This window comes from Streptomyces sp. 2P-4, assembly GCF_030167965.1.
GTDB classification, from domain to species: Bacteria; Actinomycetota; Actinomycetes; order Streptomycetales; family Streptomycetaceae; genus Streptomyces; species Streptomyces globosus_A.
Map to the genome: position 1 here is coordinate 5,336,165 of NZ_CP095011.1, position 14,454 is coordinate 5,350,618.

Here is a 14,454-nt window from a genome sequence, read left to right on the forward strand (position 1 = left end):
GCCGGAGCCGGAATTGTCGGCGGGGCCGCCTAGGATCGGGAGCGTGGCAGAGAACGCATCGAAGAAGACCGACCAGACGACCGCAGCGGACCGCCCCCGCCTGATGCTCATGGACGGGCACTCCCTGGCGTACCGGGCGTTCTTCGCGCTGCCCGCGGAGAACTTCACGACGGCCTCGGGACAGACGACGAACGCGATCTACGGCTTCGCGTCGATGCTGGCGAACACGCTGCGCGACGAGGCGCCCACGCACTTCGCGGTCGCGTTCGACGTCTCCCGCAAGACGTGGCGGTCGACGGAGTTCCCCGAGTACAAGGCGAACCGCTCGAAGACGCCGGACGAGTTCAAGGGGCAGGTCGAGCTGATCGGCGAGCTGCTGGACGCGATGAACGTGCCGCGGTTCGCGGTGGAGGGCTTCGAGGCCGACGACGTGATCGCGACGCTGGCCACCCAGGCCGAGGCGCTCGGGTACGAGGTGCTGATCGTCACCGGCGACCGGGACTCCTTCCAGCTGGTCTCCGAGCACACCACGGTGCTGTACCCGACGAAGGGGGTCTCGGAGCTGACGCGCTTCACCCCCGGGAAGGTCGTGGAGAAGTACGGGCTGACCCCGCAGCAGTACCCGGACTTCGCGGCGCTGCGCGGCGACCCGTCGGACAACCTGCCCGGCATCCCGGGCGTCGGGGAGAAGACCGCCGCGAAGTGGATCAACCAGTTCGGGTCGTTCGCGGAGCTGGTGGAGCGGGCCGACGAGGTCAAGGGCAAGGCGGGGCAGAACTTCCGGGACCACCTGGAGGCCGTGAAGCTCAACCGGGTGCTCACCGAGATGGTGCGGGACGTGGAGCTGCCCAAGGGCGCCGCGGACCTGGAGCGCGCCCCGTACGACCGCTCCGCCGTGACCGGTGTGCTGGACGTGCTGGAGATCCGCAACCCCTCGCTGCGGGAGCGGCTCCTGGCCGTCGACCCCGGCGCCGGGCAGGAGGAGGCGGCACCGGCTCCGGCGGCCGGCGTGGAACTCGACGGGACGGTGCTCGGCACCGGGGAGCTCGCGCCGTGGCTCGCGGAGCACGCGGGCGGCCCGCTCGGCGTGTCCACGGTGGACAGCTGGGCGCTCGGCCAGGGCAGCATCGCGGAGATCGGGCTGGCCGCGGCCGGCGGGGCGGCCGCCTGGTTCGAGCCGTCCGCGCTGGACGAGGCCGACGACCGGGCGTTCGCGGCGTGGGCGGCGGACGCCTCCCGCCCGAAGGTGGTGCACAACGCCAAGGGGCTGATGCGGGTCTTCCCCGAGCACGGCTGGAGCCTCGCCGGCGTCACCATGGACACGGCACTCGCCGCGTACCTGGTCAAGCCGGGCCGGCGGTCCTTCGCACTGGACGCGCTGTCCGTGGAGTACCTGCACCGCGAGCTGGCGCCGCCCGCCGCGGACGGACAGCTCGCCTTCGGCGCGGACGAGACCGCCGAGGCCGAGGCGCTGATGGCGCAGGCCCGGGCCGTCCTCGACCTCGGCGAGGCGTTCACGGGCAGGCTGGCCGAGGTCGGCGCGGCCGACCTGCTGCACGACATGGAGCTGCCGACGTCCGAGCTGCTGGCCCGGATGGAGCGGGCGGGCATCGCCGCCGACCGCGACCACCTGGAGGCCATGGAGCAGCAGTTCGCGGGCGCCGTGCAGCAGGCCGTGAAGGAGGCGCACGCGGCGGTCGGCCACGAGTTCAACCTGGGCTCCCCCAAGCAGCTCCAGGAGGTGTTCTTCGGCGAGCTGGACCTGCCCAAGACGAAGAAGACGAAGACCGGCTACACCACCGACGCGGACGCGCTGGCGTGGCTCGCGACCCAGACCGACCACGAACTCCCCGTGATCATGCTGCGGCACCGGGAGCAGGCGAAGCTGCGCGTCACCGTCGAGGGCCTCGTCAAGACGATCGCCGCCGACGGCCGCGTCCACACCAGCTTCAGCCAGACCGTCGCCGCGACCGGCCGGCTGTCCTCGACCGACCCGAACCTGCAGAACGTGCCGGTGCGCACCGACGAGGGCCGCGCCATCCGCCGCGGGTTCGTCGTCGGCGAGGGCTACGAGTCCCTGATGACCGCCGACTACAGCCAGATCGAGCTGCGCGTCATGGCCCACCTCTCCGAGGACGAGGGCCTGATCCAGGCGTTCCTGTCCGGGGAGGACCTGCACACCACCGTCGCCTCGCAGGTGTTCGGGGTGGAGCGCTCCCAGGTCGACCCCGAGATGCGCCGCAAGATCAAGGCGATGTCGTACGGGCTGGCGTACGGGCTGTCGGCGTTCGGGCTGTCGCAGCAGCTCGGCATCGAGCCGGCCGAGGCGCGCGGCCTGATGGAGACGTTCTTCGAGCGCTTCGGCGGGGTCCGCGACTACCTCCAGCGCGTCGTGGACGAGGCGCGGGCCACCGGCTACACGGCGACGGTCTTCGGCCGCCGCCGCTACCTCCCCGACCTGAACAGCGACAACCGGCAGCGCCGCGAGGCCGCCGAGCGGATGGCTCTCAACGCGCCGATCCAGGGCACCGCCGCCGACATCGTCAAGGTCGCCATGCTGCGCGTCGACCGGGCGATCACGGGGGCCGGGCTGCGGTCCCGGATGCTGCTCCAGGTCCACGACGAGATCGTGCTGGAGATCGCGCCGGGCGAGCGGGAGCAGGTCGAGGAGCTGGTGCGCCGCGAGATGGGCGCGGCCGTCGAGTTGCGGGCCCCGCTGGACGTGTCCGTCGGCGTCGGCCCCGACTGGGAGTCCGCCGCCCACTGACACGGGAGGGCGGCGCGCCCGCCCGGTCCCGCTTCGGAGCCCGTTCCCGCTATCCGGCGGGGACGGGCTCCCGCGCCTCCTCCTCCGCCGGGCGCCGGTTCCGCCGCCGGTGCAGCCGCACCAGCGCCGCGTACAGCAGGAGGCCGACGGCGAGCCCGCCGCCCGCGCCGAAGCAGAGCGTCGGGATGATGTCGAGGGGCGAGCGGACCCGGTCGTGGAAGGTGAAGAAGCGGATCACACGCAGGGTGGCCCCGGCCGCCGTGCAGCCCGCGACCAGGACGGCGGCGCCGAGCACCCCGGCCCGTCCCAGGACCGGGACCGCCGCGGGCGCCGGCCGGTCCGGCGCCGCCCGCAGGGCCGCCGCCGCGAACCACAGCAGCGCGCCCGCCGCCACGGCCGACGAGCCGTACTGCAGCCAGGTGTAGAGCGGGTAGCCGAGCGCGAGCGGCTCGCCGAGCCGGGGCAGGGCGTTCGTCCCCCACCGGTCCAGGTGCGTGAAGCTGTCCCACACCAGGTGTGTCAGCGAGCCGAGCACCGCCGACAGGTAGAACCACAGCACGAGGAGCGCCGGCCGGCGGCCGCCGCGCCACGCCTCCCCGCGGAGCAGGGCGTACACCCGGCCCTGCCGCGCCCGCGGCAGCAGCGCCACCAGCGGTTCGCGCAGCAGCAGCCAGCCTGCGGCGAGCAGCGCCGTCAGCACCGCGTCCGCGGTGAGGAGGCCGGGCAGGGAGTGCGTGAACGCCCCGTACTCCATCACCCCTCCCACGACGGCGTCCGCGAAGTAGAAGGTGTCCGGCGCGAACGAGCCGAGGACGAGCGCCGAGGCGACGAGCGGGCCGCGGGCCCGGCCGGTGCGGCGGACGGCGGGCAGGACGGCTGCGGCATGGCTGAGTGTGAACGGCACGGCACCTCTTGCTGGTTGTTCTGACCGGTTCCCGGCAGGCCGGGTGGGGATGCGGCCGGGTCGGCCGGGCCGACGCGCGCGGGGCCGAGGCATCACACGTCACGCGCAGTGACTTCTTCTTTACTTCGGGCCAATGCTCACGATCGGGTCCGGACAGTATGCGCGACCCGCAGACGGCGTGGGGAAATGGTGAAGCCCGAGCGCAGGCACGTTTGCCGTGACGGGAGTTGACGTACGGTCACGCCGATGTCGAGGACGAGGGGGGACCGGCTCATGTCGGATCGGTCGGCGGCTCGGATACCGGCTCCGGCGGCTCCGCGGGCGGGCGAGCGCACCGCGGGAGGCGGGCTGCGCAGGGGAGCGGCCGCGGTCGCCGCGTGCGCGCTCGTCGCCGCGGCCCTGACCGCCTCGCAGGGGCCCGTCCGCGGCATCGCGGCCGCCGGTGCGGGCTCCACCACGGCCGCGCCGTTCCCGCCGGCCGGTACGGGGGGCGGCGGGGACGGCGCCTACCTCCGCGAGCTGCCGCCGCCGGCTGCCCGGCCCGGCGCGGTACCGGCGCCCGCGCCGGAGGCGGCGCCCGTACGGCAGCCCGCGGACGAGCATGCCGGTGCCGGCGGCGGGCAGGGCGGCGGGCCCGTCGCCCTGGGCGGGCGGTCCGGGGCGCAGGGCATTCCGGCGACGGTGCTCGCCGCGTACCAGCGGGCCGAGCAGCGGGTCGGGCGGACCGACCCCGGGTGCGGACTGCGCTGGCAGCTGCTCGCCGCGATCGGCAAGGTCGAGTCGGGCCAGGCCGGCGGCGGCCGCGTCGACGCCGCGGGCACCACGCTGCGGCCGATCCTCGGACCCGTCCTCGACGGCAACGGCTTCGCGGACATCCCGGACACCGACGGCGGCGCGTACGACGGCGACACCGTCCACGACCGCGCGGTCGGCCCCATGCAGTTCATCCCGTCCACCTGGGCGGCGTGGGGCCAGGACGCCGACGGCGACGGCCGCCGCAACCCGAACAACATCCACGACGCCGCCCTCGCCGCCGGGCGCTACCTCTGCGCGGGCAGCCGGGACCTGCGGGTGCCGGCCGACCTCGACCGGGCCGTGCTGTCGTACAACCACTCCGGGGCGTACCTGCGGACGGTGCGGTCCTGGTACGCGTACTACCTGGGCGGCGCGTACGAGGTCCCCGACGCCGGGGGAGCAGGCGCGGGACCGGCCCCCGCAGGACCGAAGCCGACGCCGACGCCGTCGCCCACGCCGACACCCGAGCCGACGCCCACTCCGACCCCGAAGCCGTCGCCCACGCCGAGCCCGAAGCCGTCGCCCACGCCGAGCCCGACGCCGACCCCCACGCCGAGCCCGACGCCGACCCCCACGCCGAGCACAAAGCCGACGCCGAGCCCCACCCCCACCCCCACCCCGAGCCCTACGCCAACGCCGTCGCCGAAGCCGAGTGCGACGCCGGCTCCGAAGCCCACCGCCGCCCCGAGCCCGAGGCCGACGCCCACCTCCTCCGCCAAGCCCGGGGCCGGCCCGAGCCGCAGCACGGGCGCGGCGCCGGCCCGTTAGGAGGCCGCCCGGCGGTTCCCATCCCGTGCCCGCGTTGCTACGGTGCCCGTTCTGACACCTCATCAGATCCCGGAGGCCCGGCATGCGCGCCCTCCTCGCCGCCGCCGTCGGCCTCGCCGCCGCGGCCGCCCTCGTCCTCGCCGTCACGGCCCTCGGCACCCCCGGGGGCCGGACCTCCCCGCACCCCCTCCTCACGAGCCCGCCCCCCGCGCCGGGGCAGCCGTGAGAGGGCCGGGCATGCGGAGCCGCGCGGGCCTGGCCCTCCTCGCCCTCGCCGTGTTCTGCGCGGCCCTCGCGCCGCTGCTGCGCTGGTACGCGTACCCCCGCCTCGCCCGGATCCCCCCGGGCCAGTACCAGGCGGTCGTCCTGGAGGCCCGCGACGCGACCCTCCTCGACTACACCGGCGGCATGCAGCCGAGGAAGGTCGACAAGGTCACGATCGTCCAGACCCTCAAGGGCGACGCGGAGGCGGCCCGGCGCGCGTCGGCCGAGACGGGCCGCGACGTCGTCGTGTGGGACACCCTCACCCACATCGCCGGCCCCGACGGCCGCATGGTCTCGCAGATCCCTGAGCGGTACGTCTTCGACGCCCACACCCAGGAGCCGGTGCACACCGCGGGGGAGTCCGTCGACGGGGACCCCGTGCGCCGCGAGGGCATCGAGTTCAAGTGGCCGTTCGCCGCCCAGCCCCGCGACCACCTGTACTTCGACGCGCAGACGCGCACCTCCTCGCCCGCCCACTACCTCGGCCCGCGGACCTTCCGCGGCCTGGACGTCCACTACTACGAGCAGACCGTGCCCTGGACGAAGGTCCCCCTGCCCAAGAAGATGCCGATCGAGGGCATCGACCCGGCGACCTTCGAGCAGACCACCGGGACCTCCCTCTGGTACCGGGCCAAGGCGATGTTCTGGGTGGACCCGGTCACCGGGGCGCCCGTCAACGCCGAGCAGGCCATCGAGCAGGAGATGCGCGGCGGCATCGCCTCCGGCGCCCCCGAGGGCCGGCTCACCGTCTTCGCCGGGCACGTCAGGATGCGCGAGGACTACAGCCGGCACACCGTCGCCCTCGTCGCCGCGAACCGGCTGAAGGTCCTCGCCCTGCGCACCTACGCCCCCGCGGGCCTCGCCACCGCCGGGCTGCTGCTCTTCGCGGCGGCGCTGTGGCGGGAGGCGCGGACGCGGCGGGTCACCGCCTGAGGCGGGCGCTGGTGTGCCGCGTCGGCTCCGCCGTCGCCGGGTCCTCCGGCCAGGGGTGCTTGGGGTAGCGGCCGCGCAGCTCGGCCCGGACCGCCCGGTAGCCGCTGCGCCAGAAGGAGGCCAGGTCGGCGGTGACCGCCGCGGGCCGCCCCGCCGGTGACAGCAGGTGCACCAGGACGGGCACCCCGGGCACGCCCCCGACGCGCGGCGTCTCGGCCAGCCCGAACAGCTCCTGGAGCTTCACCGCGAGCACCGGCTGCTCCCCCGAGTAGTCCACGCGGATCCGGGAGCCGCTCGGCACCTCGATCCGCTCCGGCGCCAGCTCGTCCAGTCGGGCCGCCTCGCCGGACGCCCACGGCAGCAGGCGCGCCAGCGCCCGGCCGGCGTCGATGCGGGCCAGGTCCGCGCGGCGGCGGGCCCGCGACAGCTCCGGCTCCAGCCAGTCCTCCGCACGCGCGGTCAGGGCCGCGTCCGACACGTCCGGCCAGTCCCCGCCCGGCGTGCGGTGCAGGAAGGACAGGCGCTCGCGCAGCGCCGCCGCCTCCTTCGACCAGCGCAGCAGCCCGGCCGGGCCCTCCTCCGCCAGGCCCCGGAGCAGCGCGGCGCGCAGCAGGGCCGGGTCCGGCGCGGTCAGGGGGCGTTCGGCGAGGGTGATCGCGCCGAGCCGTTCGACGGCGCGGGCGACGACGTCCCCTTCCTCCCAGTGCACCTCCTGCGCCGACACCAGCAGGTGCTCGGCGGCAGCCAGGGCCGTGTCCCCGTCCAGCGGCGCGGCCAGCCGGAGGCGGGCGTCCGCGGAGCCGGCGGACCGGTCGGCGACCGCCACGGCCAGCCAGTCGCCGGCCGAGGCGAGGCGGGAGCCCTCGGGCAGGGCGGCGCGCGTGCCGGACGCCATCAGGAACCGGCCCGGCCCCTGCCTGCGGGCCACCCGCTCGGGGAACGCCAGCGCGACGACGAGTCCGGCGAGCCGGTCGTCCCCGCCCTGCCCGCGGTCCGCACCGCGGTCCGCACCGCGCCCGCCGCCGTCCGTGCGGCCCCCGCTCGCCGCGGAGGGCTCCGCTGCGGCGAGCGAGGCCAGCCGCCTCGCCTCGGCACGCCACCGCGCCGCGTAGGCGTCGCCGCCCGCGGCGGCCCTCCGCCACGCCGCCACCAGGTCGTCCCCGTACTCCCGCGGCGGCTCCTCGCTCAGCAGCGCCACCACCTCGGCGACCCGCCGCACCGCCTCCGGCCCGGCGGTGCCGGCCGCCGCCGGGCCGTCCACCAGGGCGCGGGCCAGCCGCGGGTGCAGGCCGAGGCGGGCCATGCGCTTCCCGCGCGGGGTGGCCCGGCCCGCGCCGTCCACCGCGCCGACCGACGCCAGCACCGCCCGCGCGGCGGCCATCGCCCCGGCCGGCGGCCGGTCCAGCAGCGCCAGCCCGGACGCGTCGGGATCGCCCCAGCAGGCCGCGTGCAGCGCGAACCCCGCCAGGTCCGCCAGCCGGATCTCCGGCGCCGGGAACGCCGGCAGCAGCCCGTGCTCCGCCTCCGACCAGCACCGGTACACCGTGCCCGGCGCCTCCCGGCCGGCCCGCCCGGCCCGCTGCCGGGCCGCCGCCCGGGAGGCCCGTACGGTCGCCAGCGCGCCCAGCCCGCGGGCGTGGTCCGTGCGCGGCTCGCGCGCCAGCCCGGAGTCCACGACCACGCGGACCCCCGGCACCGTCAGGCTCGACTCCGCGACCGACGTCGCGAGGACCACCCGCCGGCCGCCGCCGGTCCGCGGCGCCAGCACCGCGTCCTGCACCGCCGCCGGCGCCCGCCCGTGCACCTGGAGGACCTCCGCCCCTGCGCCGCCGAGCAGCCCGGCCACCCGGGCGGTCTCCCCGACGCCCGGCAGGAAGCACAGCACGTCCCCGTCGCGCTCCGCGAGCGCCCGCCGCACCACCGCCGCGACGTGCGCCAGCTGCGCCGGGTCCACCCGCATGCCGTGCGGCGGGCGCACCGGCCGGGCCGGCGGGGCCCACACCGTCTCCACCGGATACGAGACCCCCTCCGCGCGCACCACCGGGGCGCAGCCGAGCAGCCGCGCCCAGCCCTCCGCGTCGGTCGTCGCGGACGCGGCGACGAGCCGCAGCCCCGGCCGCAGCGCCTCCCGCACGTCCAGCAGGAACGCGGCGGCGGTGTCGGCGTCCAGGTGCCGCTCGTGGCACTCGTCGAGGACGACGGCGTCCACGCCGGCCAGCTCCTGGTCCCGCTGCAGGCGCTGGAGCAGCACACCGGTCGTGACGACCTCGACGCGCGTGCCGGGGCCGGCCACCCGCTCCCCGCGCACCGTGAACCCGACGGAGCCGCCGGCCTCCTCGCCCAGCAGCCACGCCATCCGGCGCGCCGCCGCCCTGGCGGCGATCCGCCGCGGCTCGGCGACCACGACCCGGCGCGGCGGCCCGTCGCCGACCAGCCCGGCCAGGACCAGCGGGACCAGGGTGGTCTTGCCGGTGCCCGGCGGGGCGCACAGCACGGCCGTGCCGTGGCCGTCCAGGGCGGACAGCAGCGCGGGCACGGCCCCGCGCACGGGCAGGGCGTCGAGGGCGGCGGTGCGCACGGGCACGGCTCAGGCCCCGCCCCGGGCAGCGTCGTCCCGCTCGCACACGAAGACCGCGGTGCCGGGGATGAGGTGCCCGCGCAGGGGCGACCAGCCGCCCCACTCCTGCACGTTCCAGTCCGGCCACTCCGGCTCCACCAGGTCGACCAGCCGGAACCCGCCGGCGACGACGTCCCGGACCCGGTCGCCGAGGGTCCGGTGGTGCTCCACGTACACCGCGCGCCCCTGCTCGTCCTGTTCGACGTACGGGGTCCGGTCGAAGTACGAGGCGGACACGGACAGGCCCTCGGGGCCCGGCTCGTCGGGGAACGCCCAGCGGATCGGGTGGGTGACGGAGAAGACCCAGCGGCCGCCGGGCCGCAGGACGCGGTGGACCTCGCGCATCACGTTCACCGGGTCGGCGACGAAGGGCACCGCCCCGTACGCGGAGCAGGCCAGGTCGAAGGAGCCGTCGCGGAAGGGCAGCCGGCCCGCGTCCGCCTCGACGAGGGGGACCGCGCCGCCGTCGATGCGCAGGGCGTGCTGGAGCTGGCGGTGCGACAGGTCCAGGGCGACCGGGCGGGCGCCCTGCGCGGCGAGCCAGCGCGAGCACTGGGCGGCGCCGGCGCCGATCTCCAGGACGTCCTTGCCGGCGAGGGAGGCGGCCGGGCCGAGCAGCCCGGCGTCCGCCTCGTCCAGGCCCTCGGGGCCCCACACGAAGCGGTCGTCGCCGAGGAACGCGCCGTGCTCGCTCTGGTACTCGTCCGCGTTGCGGTCCCACCACACGCGGCTGGCCCGGCTGCTCTCGGCGTCGTCCGCGTGGCGGCGGGTGGCCTCGGCGTCCTCCGCGGCCGCGATATCGTACGCGCGTTCGGAGGCGTAGTCCTCTTGGTTCATGGGGCCCGTCGTCGTAGTCTGCGGAAAGGAATGCGGGGAGGCCATCGGCGCCTGCCCGGCAAGGAATTGTGCCTGCTGTGCGGTGATCCGCCCGGGGTGTGCCCGTTCGCGCATTGACCCTGCCTGGCCGCCCCCGTATGCTACAAGTTGCGCTGCGAGCCTGTGCTCCTCAGACCTAGCAGGCTGCGCTTGCATCTGTTGATGTCCCCTCGGTTCTCGAGGCCCTGCACCTTCACGGGTTGCGGGCTTCCTTGGCTGTCCGGCTTCTTCGGCAGATGCCGATAAGGGCTCCCGGCGTAGCAGTACCTACGACTTCAATGTCCGTACCGGAGCCCTTTCCCACATGACGAGCAGCACCGAGACCACCGCCACCACCCCGCAGGTTGCGGTCAACGACATCGGTAACGAGGAAGCCTTCCTCGCCGCGATCGACGAGACGATCAAGTACTTCAACGACGGCGACATCGTCGACGGCGTCATCGTGAAGGTCGACCGGGACGAGGTCCTGCTCGACATCGGTTACAAGACCGAAGGCGTCATCCCGAGCCGCGAGCTCTCGATCAAGCACGACGTCGACCCGAACGAGGTCGTCAAGGTCGGCGACGAGATCGAGGCCCTGGTCCTCCAGAAGGAGGACAAGGAAGGCCGCCTGATCCTCTCGAAGAAGCGCGCCCAGTACGAGCGTGCCTGGGGCACCATCGAGAAGATCAAGGAAGAGGACGGCATCGTCACCGGTACCGTCATCGAGGTCGTCAAGGGTGGTCTCATCCTCGACATCGGCCTCCGCGGCTTCCTCCCGGCCTCCCTGGTCGAGATGCGCCGCGTCCGCGACCTCCAGCCCTACGTGGGCAAGGAGCTCGAGGCCAAGATCATCGAGCTGGACAAGAACCGCAACAACGTGGTCCTGTCCCGCCGTGCCTGGCTCGAGCAGACCCAGTCCGAGGTCCGCCAGACGTTCCTCACCACCCTGCAGAAGGGTCAGGTCCGCTCCGGCGTCGTGTCCTCGATCGTCAACTTCGGTGCCTTCGTGGACCTGGGCGGCGTCGACGGCCTCGTCCACGTCTCCGAGCTGTCCTGGAAGCACATCGACCACCCGTCCGAGGTTGTCGAGGTCGGCCAGGAAGTCACCGTCGAGGTCCTCGACGTCGACATGGACCGCGAGCGTGTCTCCCTGTCGCTGAAGGCGACGCAGGAGGACCCGTGGCAGCAGTTCGCCCGGACCCACCAGATCGGCCAGGTCGTCCCCGGCAAGGTCACCAAGCTGGTTCCGTTCGGTGCGTTCGTCCGCGTCGACGAGGGCATCGAGGGCCTGGTCCACATCTCCGAGCTGGCCGAGCGCCACGTGGAGATCCCGGAGCAGGTCGTCCAGGTCAACGACGAGATCTTCGTCAAGGTCATCGACATCGACCTCGAGCGTCGCCGGATCTCGCTGTCCCTGAAGCAGGCCAACGAGTCCTTCGGTGCCGACCCGGCGTCGGTCGAGTTCGACCCGACCCTGTACGGCATGGCCGCGTCCTACGACGACCAGGGCAACTACATCTACCCCGAGGGCTTCGACCCCGAGACCAACGACTGGCTCGAGGGCTACGAGACCCAGCGCGAGACGTGGGAGCGCCAGTACGCCGAGGCGCAGAGCCGCTTCGAGCAGCACCAGGCGCAGGTCATCAAGAGCCGCGAGGCCGACGAGGCCGCCGCTGCCGAGGGTGCTGCCGCCCCGGCCGCCGGCAACGCCGGTGCGGGCATCTCGGGTGGCTCCTACTCCTCCGAGTCGGACGAGACCTCGGGCGCCCTGGCCTCCGACGAGGCCCTGGCCGCGCTCCGCGAGAAGCTGGCCGGCGGCCAGAGCTGATCGCAGCAGCGCACCGCGCCGCCGGCGCGGACCGGCGGTGAGCTGAGCTGAACGCAAGGCCCGTCCCCTTCCGAGGGGGCGGGCCTTGCTGCTGCCCCGGCCGGGACCGCCTCCGTACGGCAGCGGCAAGGCCCGACCGGGCTCCCGCCCCGCGAATGCGGCCGAACGGGGAATGGTGGGGCCCCCTCGGACGTTCTCCGCAGAGAACGAGGCGAGGAGGAGCGGTGACTGTGCTTGATCCACAGGGTTTGTACGAATGGGACGCCAAGGGGCTGGCGGTGGCCGACCTGGCGCTCGCCCAGGACTCGGCCGGACTGGTCATGCTCTACCACTTCGAGGGGTACATCGACGCCGGCGAGACCGGCGAGCAGATCGTCGAGCGGCTCCTGGACACGCTGCCCCACCAGGTCGTGGCCCGCTTCGACGCCGACCGCCTGGTCGACTACCGGGCCCGGCGCCCCCTGCTGACCTTCCGGCGCGACCACTGGGCCTCCTTCGAGGAGCCCCGGCTGGAGGTCCGCCTCGTCCAGGACGCGACCGGCGCGCCCTTCCTGCTGCTCTCCGGCCCCGAACCGGACGTGGAGTGGGAGCGCTTCGCCGCCGCCGTCCGGCAGATCGTCGAGCGCCTCGGCGTCCGGCTCTCGGTCAACTTCCACGGCATCCCCATGGGCGTCCCGCACACCCGGCCCGTCGGCATCACCCCGCACGGCAACCGGACCGACCTCATGCCCGGCCACAACAGCCCCTTCGACGAGGCCCAGGTCCCCGGCAGCGCCGAATCGCTCGTCGAGTTCCGCCTCGCCCAGGCCGGGCACGACGTGCTGGGCGTCGCCGCGCACGTACCGCACTACATCGCCCGCTCGCCCTACCCGGACGCAGCGCTGACCGTCCTGGAGGCGATCACCGCGGCGACCGGCCTGGTCCTGCCCGGCGTCGCGCACGCCCTGCGCACCGAGGCCCACCGCACGCAGACGGAGATCGACCGGCAGATCCGCGAGGGCGACGACGAACTGGTCTCCCTCGTCCGCGGCCTGGAGCACCAGTACGACGCCGCGGCAGGCGCCGAAACCCGCGGCAACATGATCGCCGAACCGGCGGAGATCCCCACGGCCGACGAGATCGGCCGCGAGTTCGAGCGGTTCCTGGCCGAGCGCGAAGGCGAGGCGTAGGGGGAGGCGTAAGGCGAGGCGGAAGGCGGCGGGGGCCGGGCCTCCTGCGCCGGGCCGGCAGCGGCTACGCTGCTGCGCATGCTGAGGGTGGGCCTGACAGGCGGAATCGGTGCCGGCAAGAGCGAGGTCTCGCGGCTGCTCGCGGGGTACGGGGCGGTCGTCGTCGACGCCGACCGCATCGCACGCGAGGTCGTGGAACCGGGAACCCCCGGCCTCGCGGCCGTCGTGGAGGCCTTCGGCGCCTCGGTCCTCGCCCCCGACGGCACCCTTGACCGGCCGGGCCTCGGAGCGGTCGTCTTCGCCGACCCGGAGAAGCTCAAGGTGCTGAACGGCATCGTGCACCCGCTGGTCAGGGCCCGGTCCGCCGAGCTCGAAGCCGCCGCCGGGCCCGGGGCGATCGTCGTGCACGACGTGCCGCTCCTCACCGAGAACGGCCTCGCCCCGCTGTACGACCTGGTCGTGGTGGTGGACGCGGCACCGCAGACCCAGCTCGCCCGGCTGACCGCCCTGCGCGGCATGGCCGAGGACGAGGCCCGCGCCCGGATGGCCGCCCAGGCCACCCGGGAGCAGCGGCTGGCCGTCGCGACCCTGGTCATCGACAACGACGGTCCGCTCGAAGCGCTCGAACCGCAGGTCCGCAAGGTGTGGGAGGAGCTCACCGCCCGGGCCGCCGCGGCCGCGGGCGCCGCGCCCGGCACGGAATAGCCGCCCGCGGACCCGCGTTCAAGGGCGGGGAAGAGGGAAGGAGCAGACCGTGTCCGATACCCCGCCGCCCGCCGCGTCGGCCGGCCGGTCCCCGGCGACGCACGTCATCGACTACCGGGCCGCCGAACGGCTGCTGGCCGCCCGCGACCCGCGCGGCGCGGTGAAGCTCCTCGACTCGGTCCTGGCCGCCCACCCCGAGAGCACCGCGGCCCGGCTGCTGCGCGCCCGGGCCTTCTTCGCCTCCGCCCAGCTGCGGCGCGCGGAGCGGGAGTTCGAGCTGGTGCTGGAGCGTGAGCCGGACAACGCCTTCGCGCACTTCGCGCTGGCCCGCACGCACGAGCGCTCCGGGCGCCCCGAGCAGGCCCGCAGGCACTTCCGGCTCGCCGCCGCCCTCGACCCGCAGCCCGACTACCTCGCCGCCGCCCGCTTCGAGCAGTAGTCGGCCGGCGGCTACGGGCGCGGGCCCGCCGGAGGCTCGTACGGGGGGATGTCGCGGCCCGGCTGGTAGTGCGGGCCCTGCCGGATGCGGCGGACCACCACCACCAGGTCGACGGCCGCCAGCAGGGCGACCACTCCGCAGAACGCCGCCCAGCCGGGCCGGTCCGCCAGTGCGAACAGCGCCGTGCCCGCCCCCGCCCACACCAGGCCCCACAGGCTCAGCCAGAACCGCAGGCGCAGCGGGCTGCGGGCGGTCACGGGCTCGTTACCGGAACGCATGGGCCACCGCCTCACCGCCTCGTCCCGTCGCCGGCGCCGCCCGGCCGGCCGCTCCGGGCCTGCCGGCCCTCGGTCTCCCATGGTCCCACCGCTGCCCCGGAGGTGTGCCCGCCGCCGGTGAAGGGCCAG

General features: G+C 75.1%; 12 protein-coding genes. 8 read left to right on the top strand and 4 right to left on the bottom strand.

Annotated features, from left to right (window positions below; translation table 11 throughout):
* The first annotated feature begins 43 nt into the window (after window positions 1-43).
* Window positions 44-2,767 (top strand): DNA polymerase I, encoded by a 2,724-nt coding sequence (gene polA, locus MUK52_RS23650; protein ID WP_114057116.1) that lies wholly within the window; start codon window positions 44-46, stop codon window positions 2,765-2,767.
* A gap of 49 nt (window positions 2,768-2,816) precedes the next feature.
* Here the strand turns inward: polA and MUK52_RS23655 are convergent, their stop codons facing one another.
* Window positions 2,817-3,671 (bottom strand): DUF4184 family protein, encoded by an 855-nt coding sequence (locus tag MUK52_RS23655; protein ID WP_284579836.1) that lies wholly within the window; start codon window positions 3,669-3,671, stop codon window positions 2,817-2,819.
* A gap of 246 nt (window positions 3,672-3,917) precedes the next feature.
* Here MUK52_RS23655 and MUK52_RS23660 point away from each other — a divergent pair, with 246 nt between their 5' ends.
* From MUK52_RS23660 to pgfA, 3 genes are all read left to right on the top strand, one after another.
* The gene (locus tag MUK52_RS23660) at window positions 3,918-5,234 is read left to right on the top strand and encodes a lytic transglycosylase domain-containing protein (RefSeq protein ID WP_284579839.1); all 1,317 of its coding nucleotides are present in this window, start codon (window positions 3,918-3,920) and stop codon (window positions 5,232-5,234) included.
* An 82-nt stretch (window positions 5,235-5,316) separates the two neighbouring features.
* Entirely contained in the window at window positions 5,317-5,460 is a 144-nt protein-coding gene (locus MUK52_RS23665; protein WP_114057113.1) for an SPW_0924 family protein, read from the top strand.
* 11 nt (window positions 5,461-5,471) lie between these two features.
* On the top strand, window positions 5,472-6,431 hold the full coding sequence (gene pgfA, locus MUK52_RS23670) for a cell envelope lipid trafficking protein PgfA (protein WP_284579841.1): 960 nt from the start codon (window positions 5,472-5,474) through the stop codon (window positions 6,429-6,431).
* On the opposite strand, the gene hrpB is transcribed toward pgfA, so the two are convergent.
* A complete protein-coding gene (gene hrpB, locus MUK52_RS23675) occupies window positions 6,421-9,015 on the bottom strand; it encodes an ATP-dependent helicase HrpB (RefSeq protein WP_284579844.1) in 2,595 nt (864 codons plus the stop codon). The genes pgfA and hrpB overlap by 11 nt on opposite strands.
* 3 nt (window positions 9,016-9,018) lie before the next feature.
* Complete coding sequence (locus MUK52_RS23680) at window positions 9,019-9,885, bottom strand: class I SAM-dependent methyltransferase (protein ID WP_114057110.1); 867 nt, start codon at window positions 9,883-9,885, stop codon at window positions 9,019-9,021.
* Between the two features lie 343 nt (window positions 9,886-10,228).
* Here MUK52_RS23680 and rpsA point away from each other — a divergent pair, with 343 nt between their 5' ends.
* The 4 genes from rpsA to MUK52_RS23700 all read left to right on the top strand — a co-directional run bounded on the left by rpsA (window position 10,229) and on the right by MUK52_RS23700 (window position 14,047).
* The gene (rpsA, locus tag MUK52_RS23685; RefSeq protein ID WP_114057109.1) at window positions 10,229-11,734 is read left to right on the top strand and encodes a 30S ribosomal protein S1; all 1,506 of its coding nucleotides are present in this window, start codon (window positions 10,229-10,231) and stop codon (window positions 11,732-11,734) included.
* Window positions 11,735-11,964: 230 nt separating this feature from the next.
* Window positions 11,965-12,903, top strand: coding sequence for a PAC2 family protein (locus MUK52_RS23690; protein WP_114057108.1), 939 nt, complete (start codon window positions 11,965-11,967; stop codon window positions 12,901-12,903).
* Window positions 12,904-12,981: 78 nt separating this feature from the next.
* On the top strand, window positions 12,982-13,608 hold the full coding sequence (coaE, locus tag MUK52_RS23695) for a dephospho-CoA kinase (protein WP_284579848.1): 627 nt from the start codon (window positions 12,982-12,984) through the stop codon (window positions 13,606-13,608).
* Between the two features lie 49 nt (window positions 13,609-13,657).
* Complete coding sequence (locus MUK52_RS23700) at window positions 13,658-14,047, top strand: tetratricopeptide repeat protein (RefSeq protein WP_114057106.1); 390 nt, start codon at window positions 13,658-13,660, stop codon at window positions 14,045-14,047.
* Between the two features lie 11 nt (window positions 14,048-14,058).
* Here MUK52_RS23700 and MUK52_RS23705 read toward each other — a convergent pair whose 3' ends face one another.
* Window positions 14,059-14,325 (bottom strand): DUF6343 family protein, encoded by a 267-nt coding sequence (locus tag MUK52_RS23705; RefSeq protein ID WP_114057105.1) that lies wholly within the window; start codon window positions 14,323-14,325, stop codon window positions 14,059-14,061.
* Window positions 14,326-14,454 lie beyond the last annotated feature (129 nt).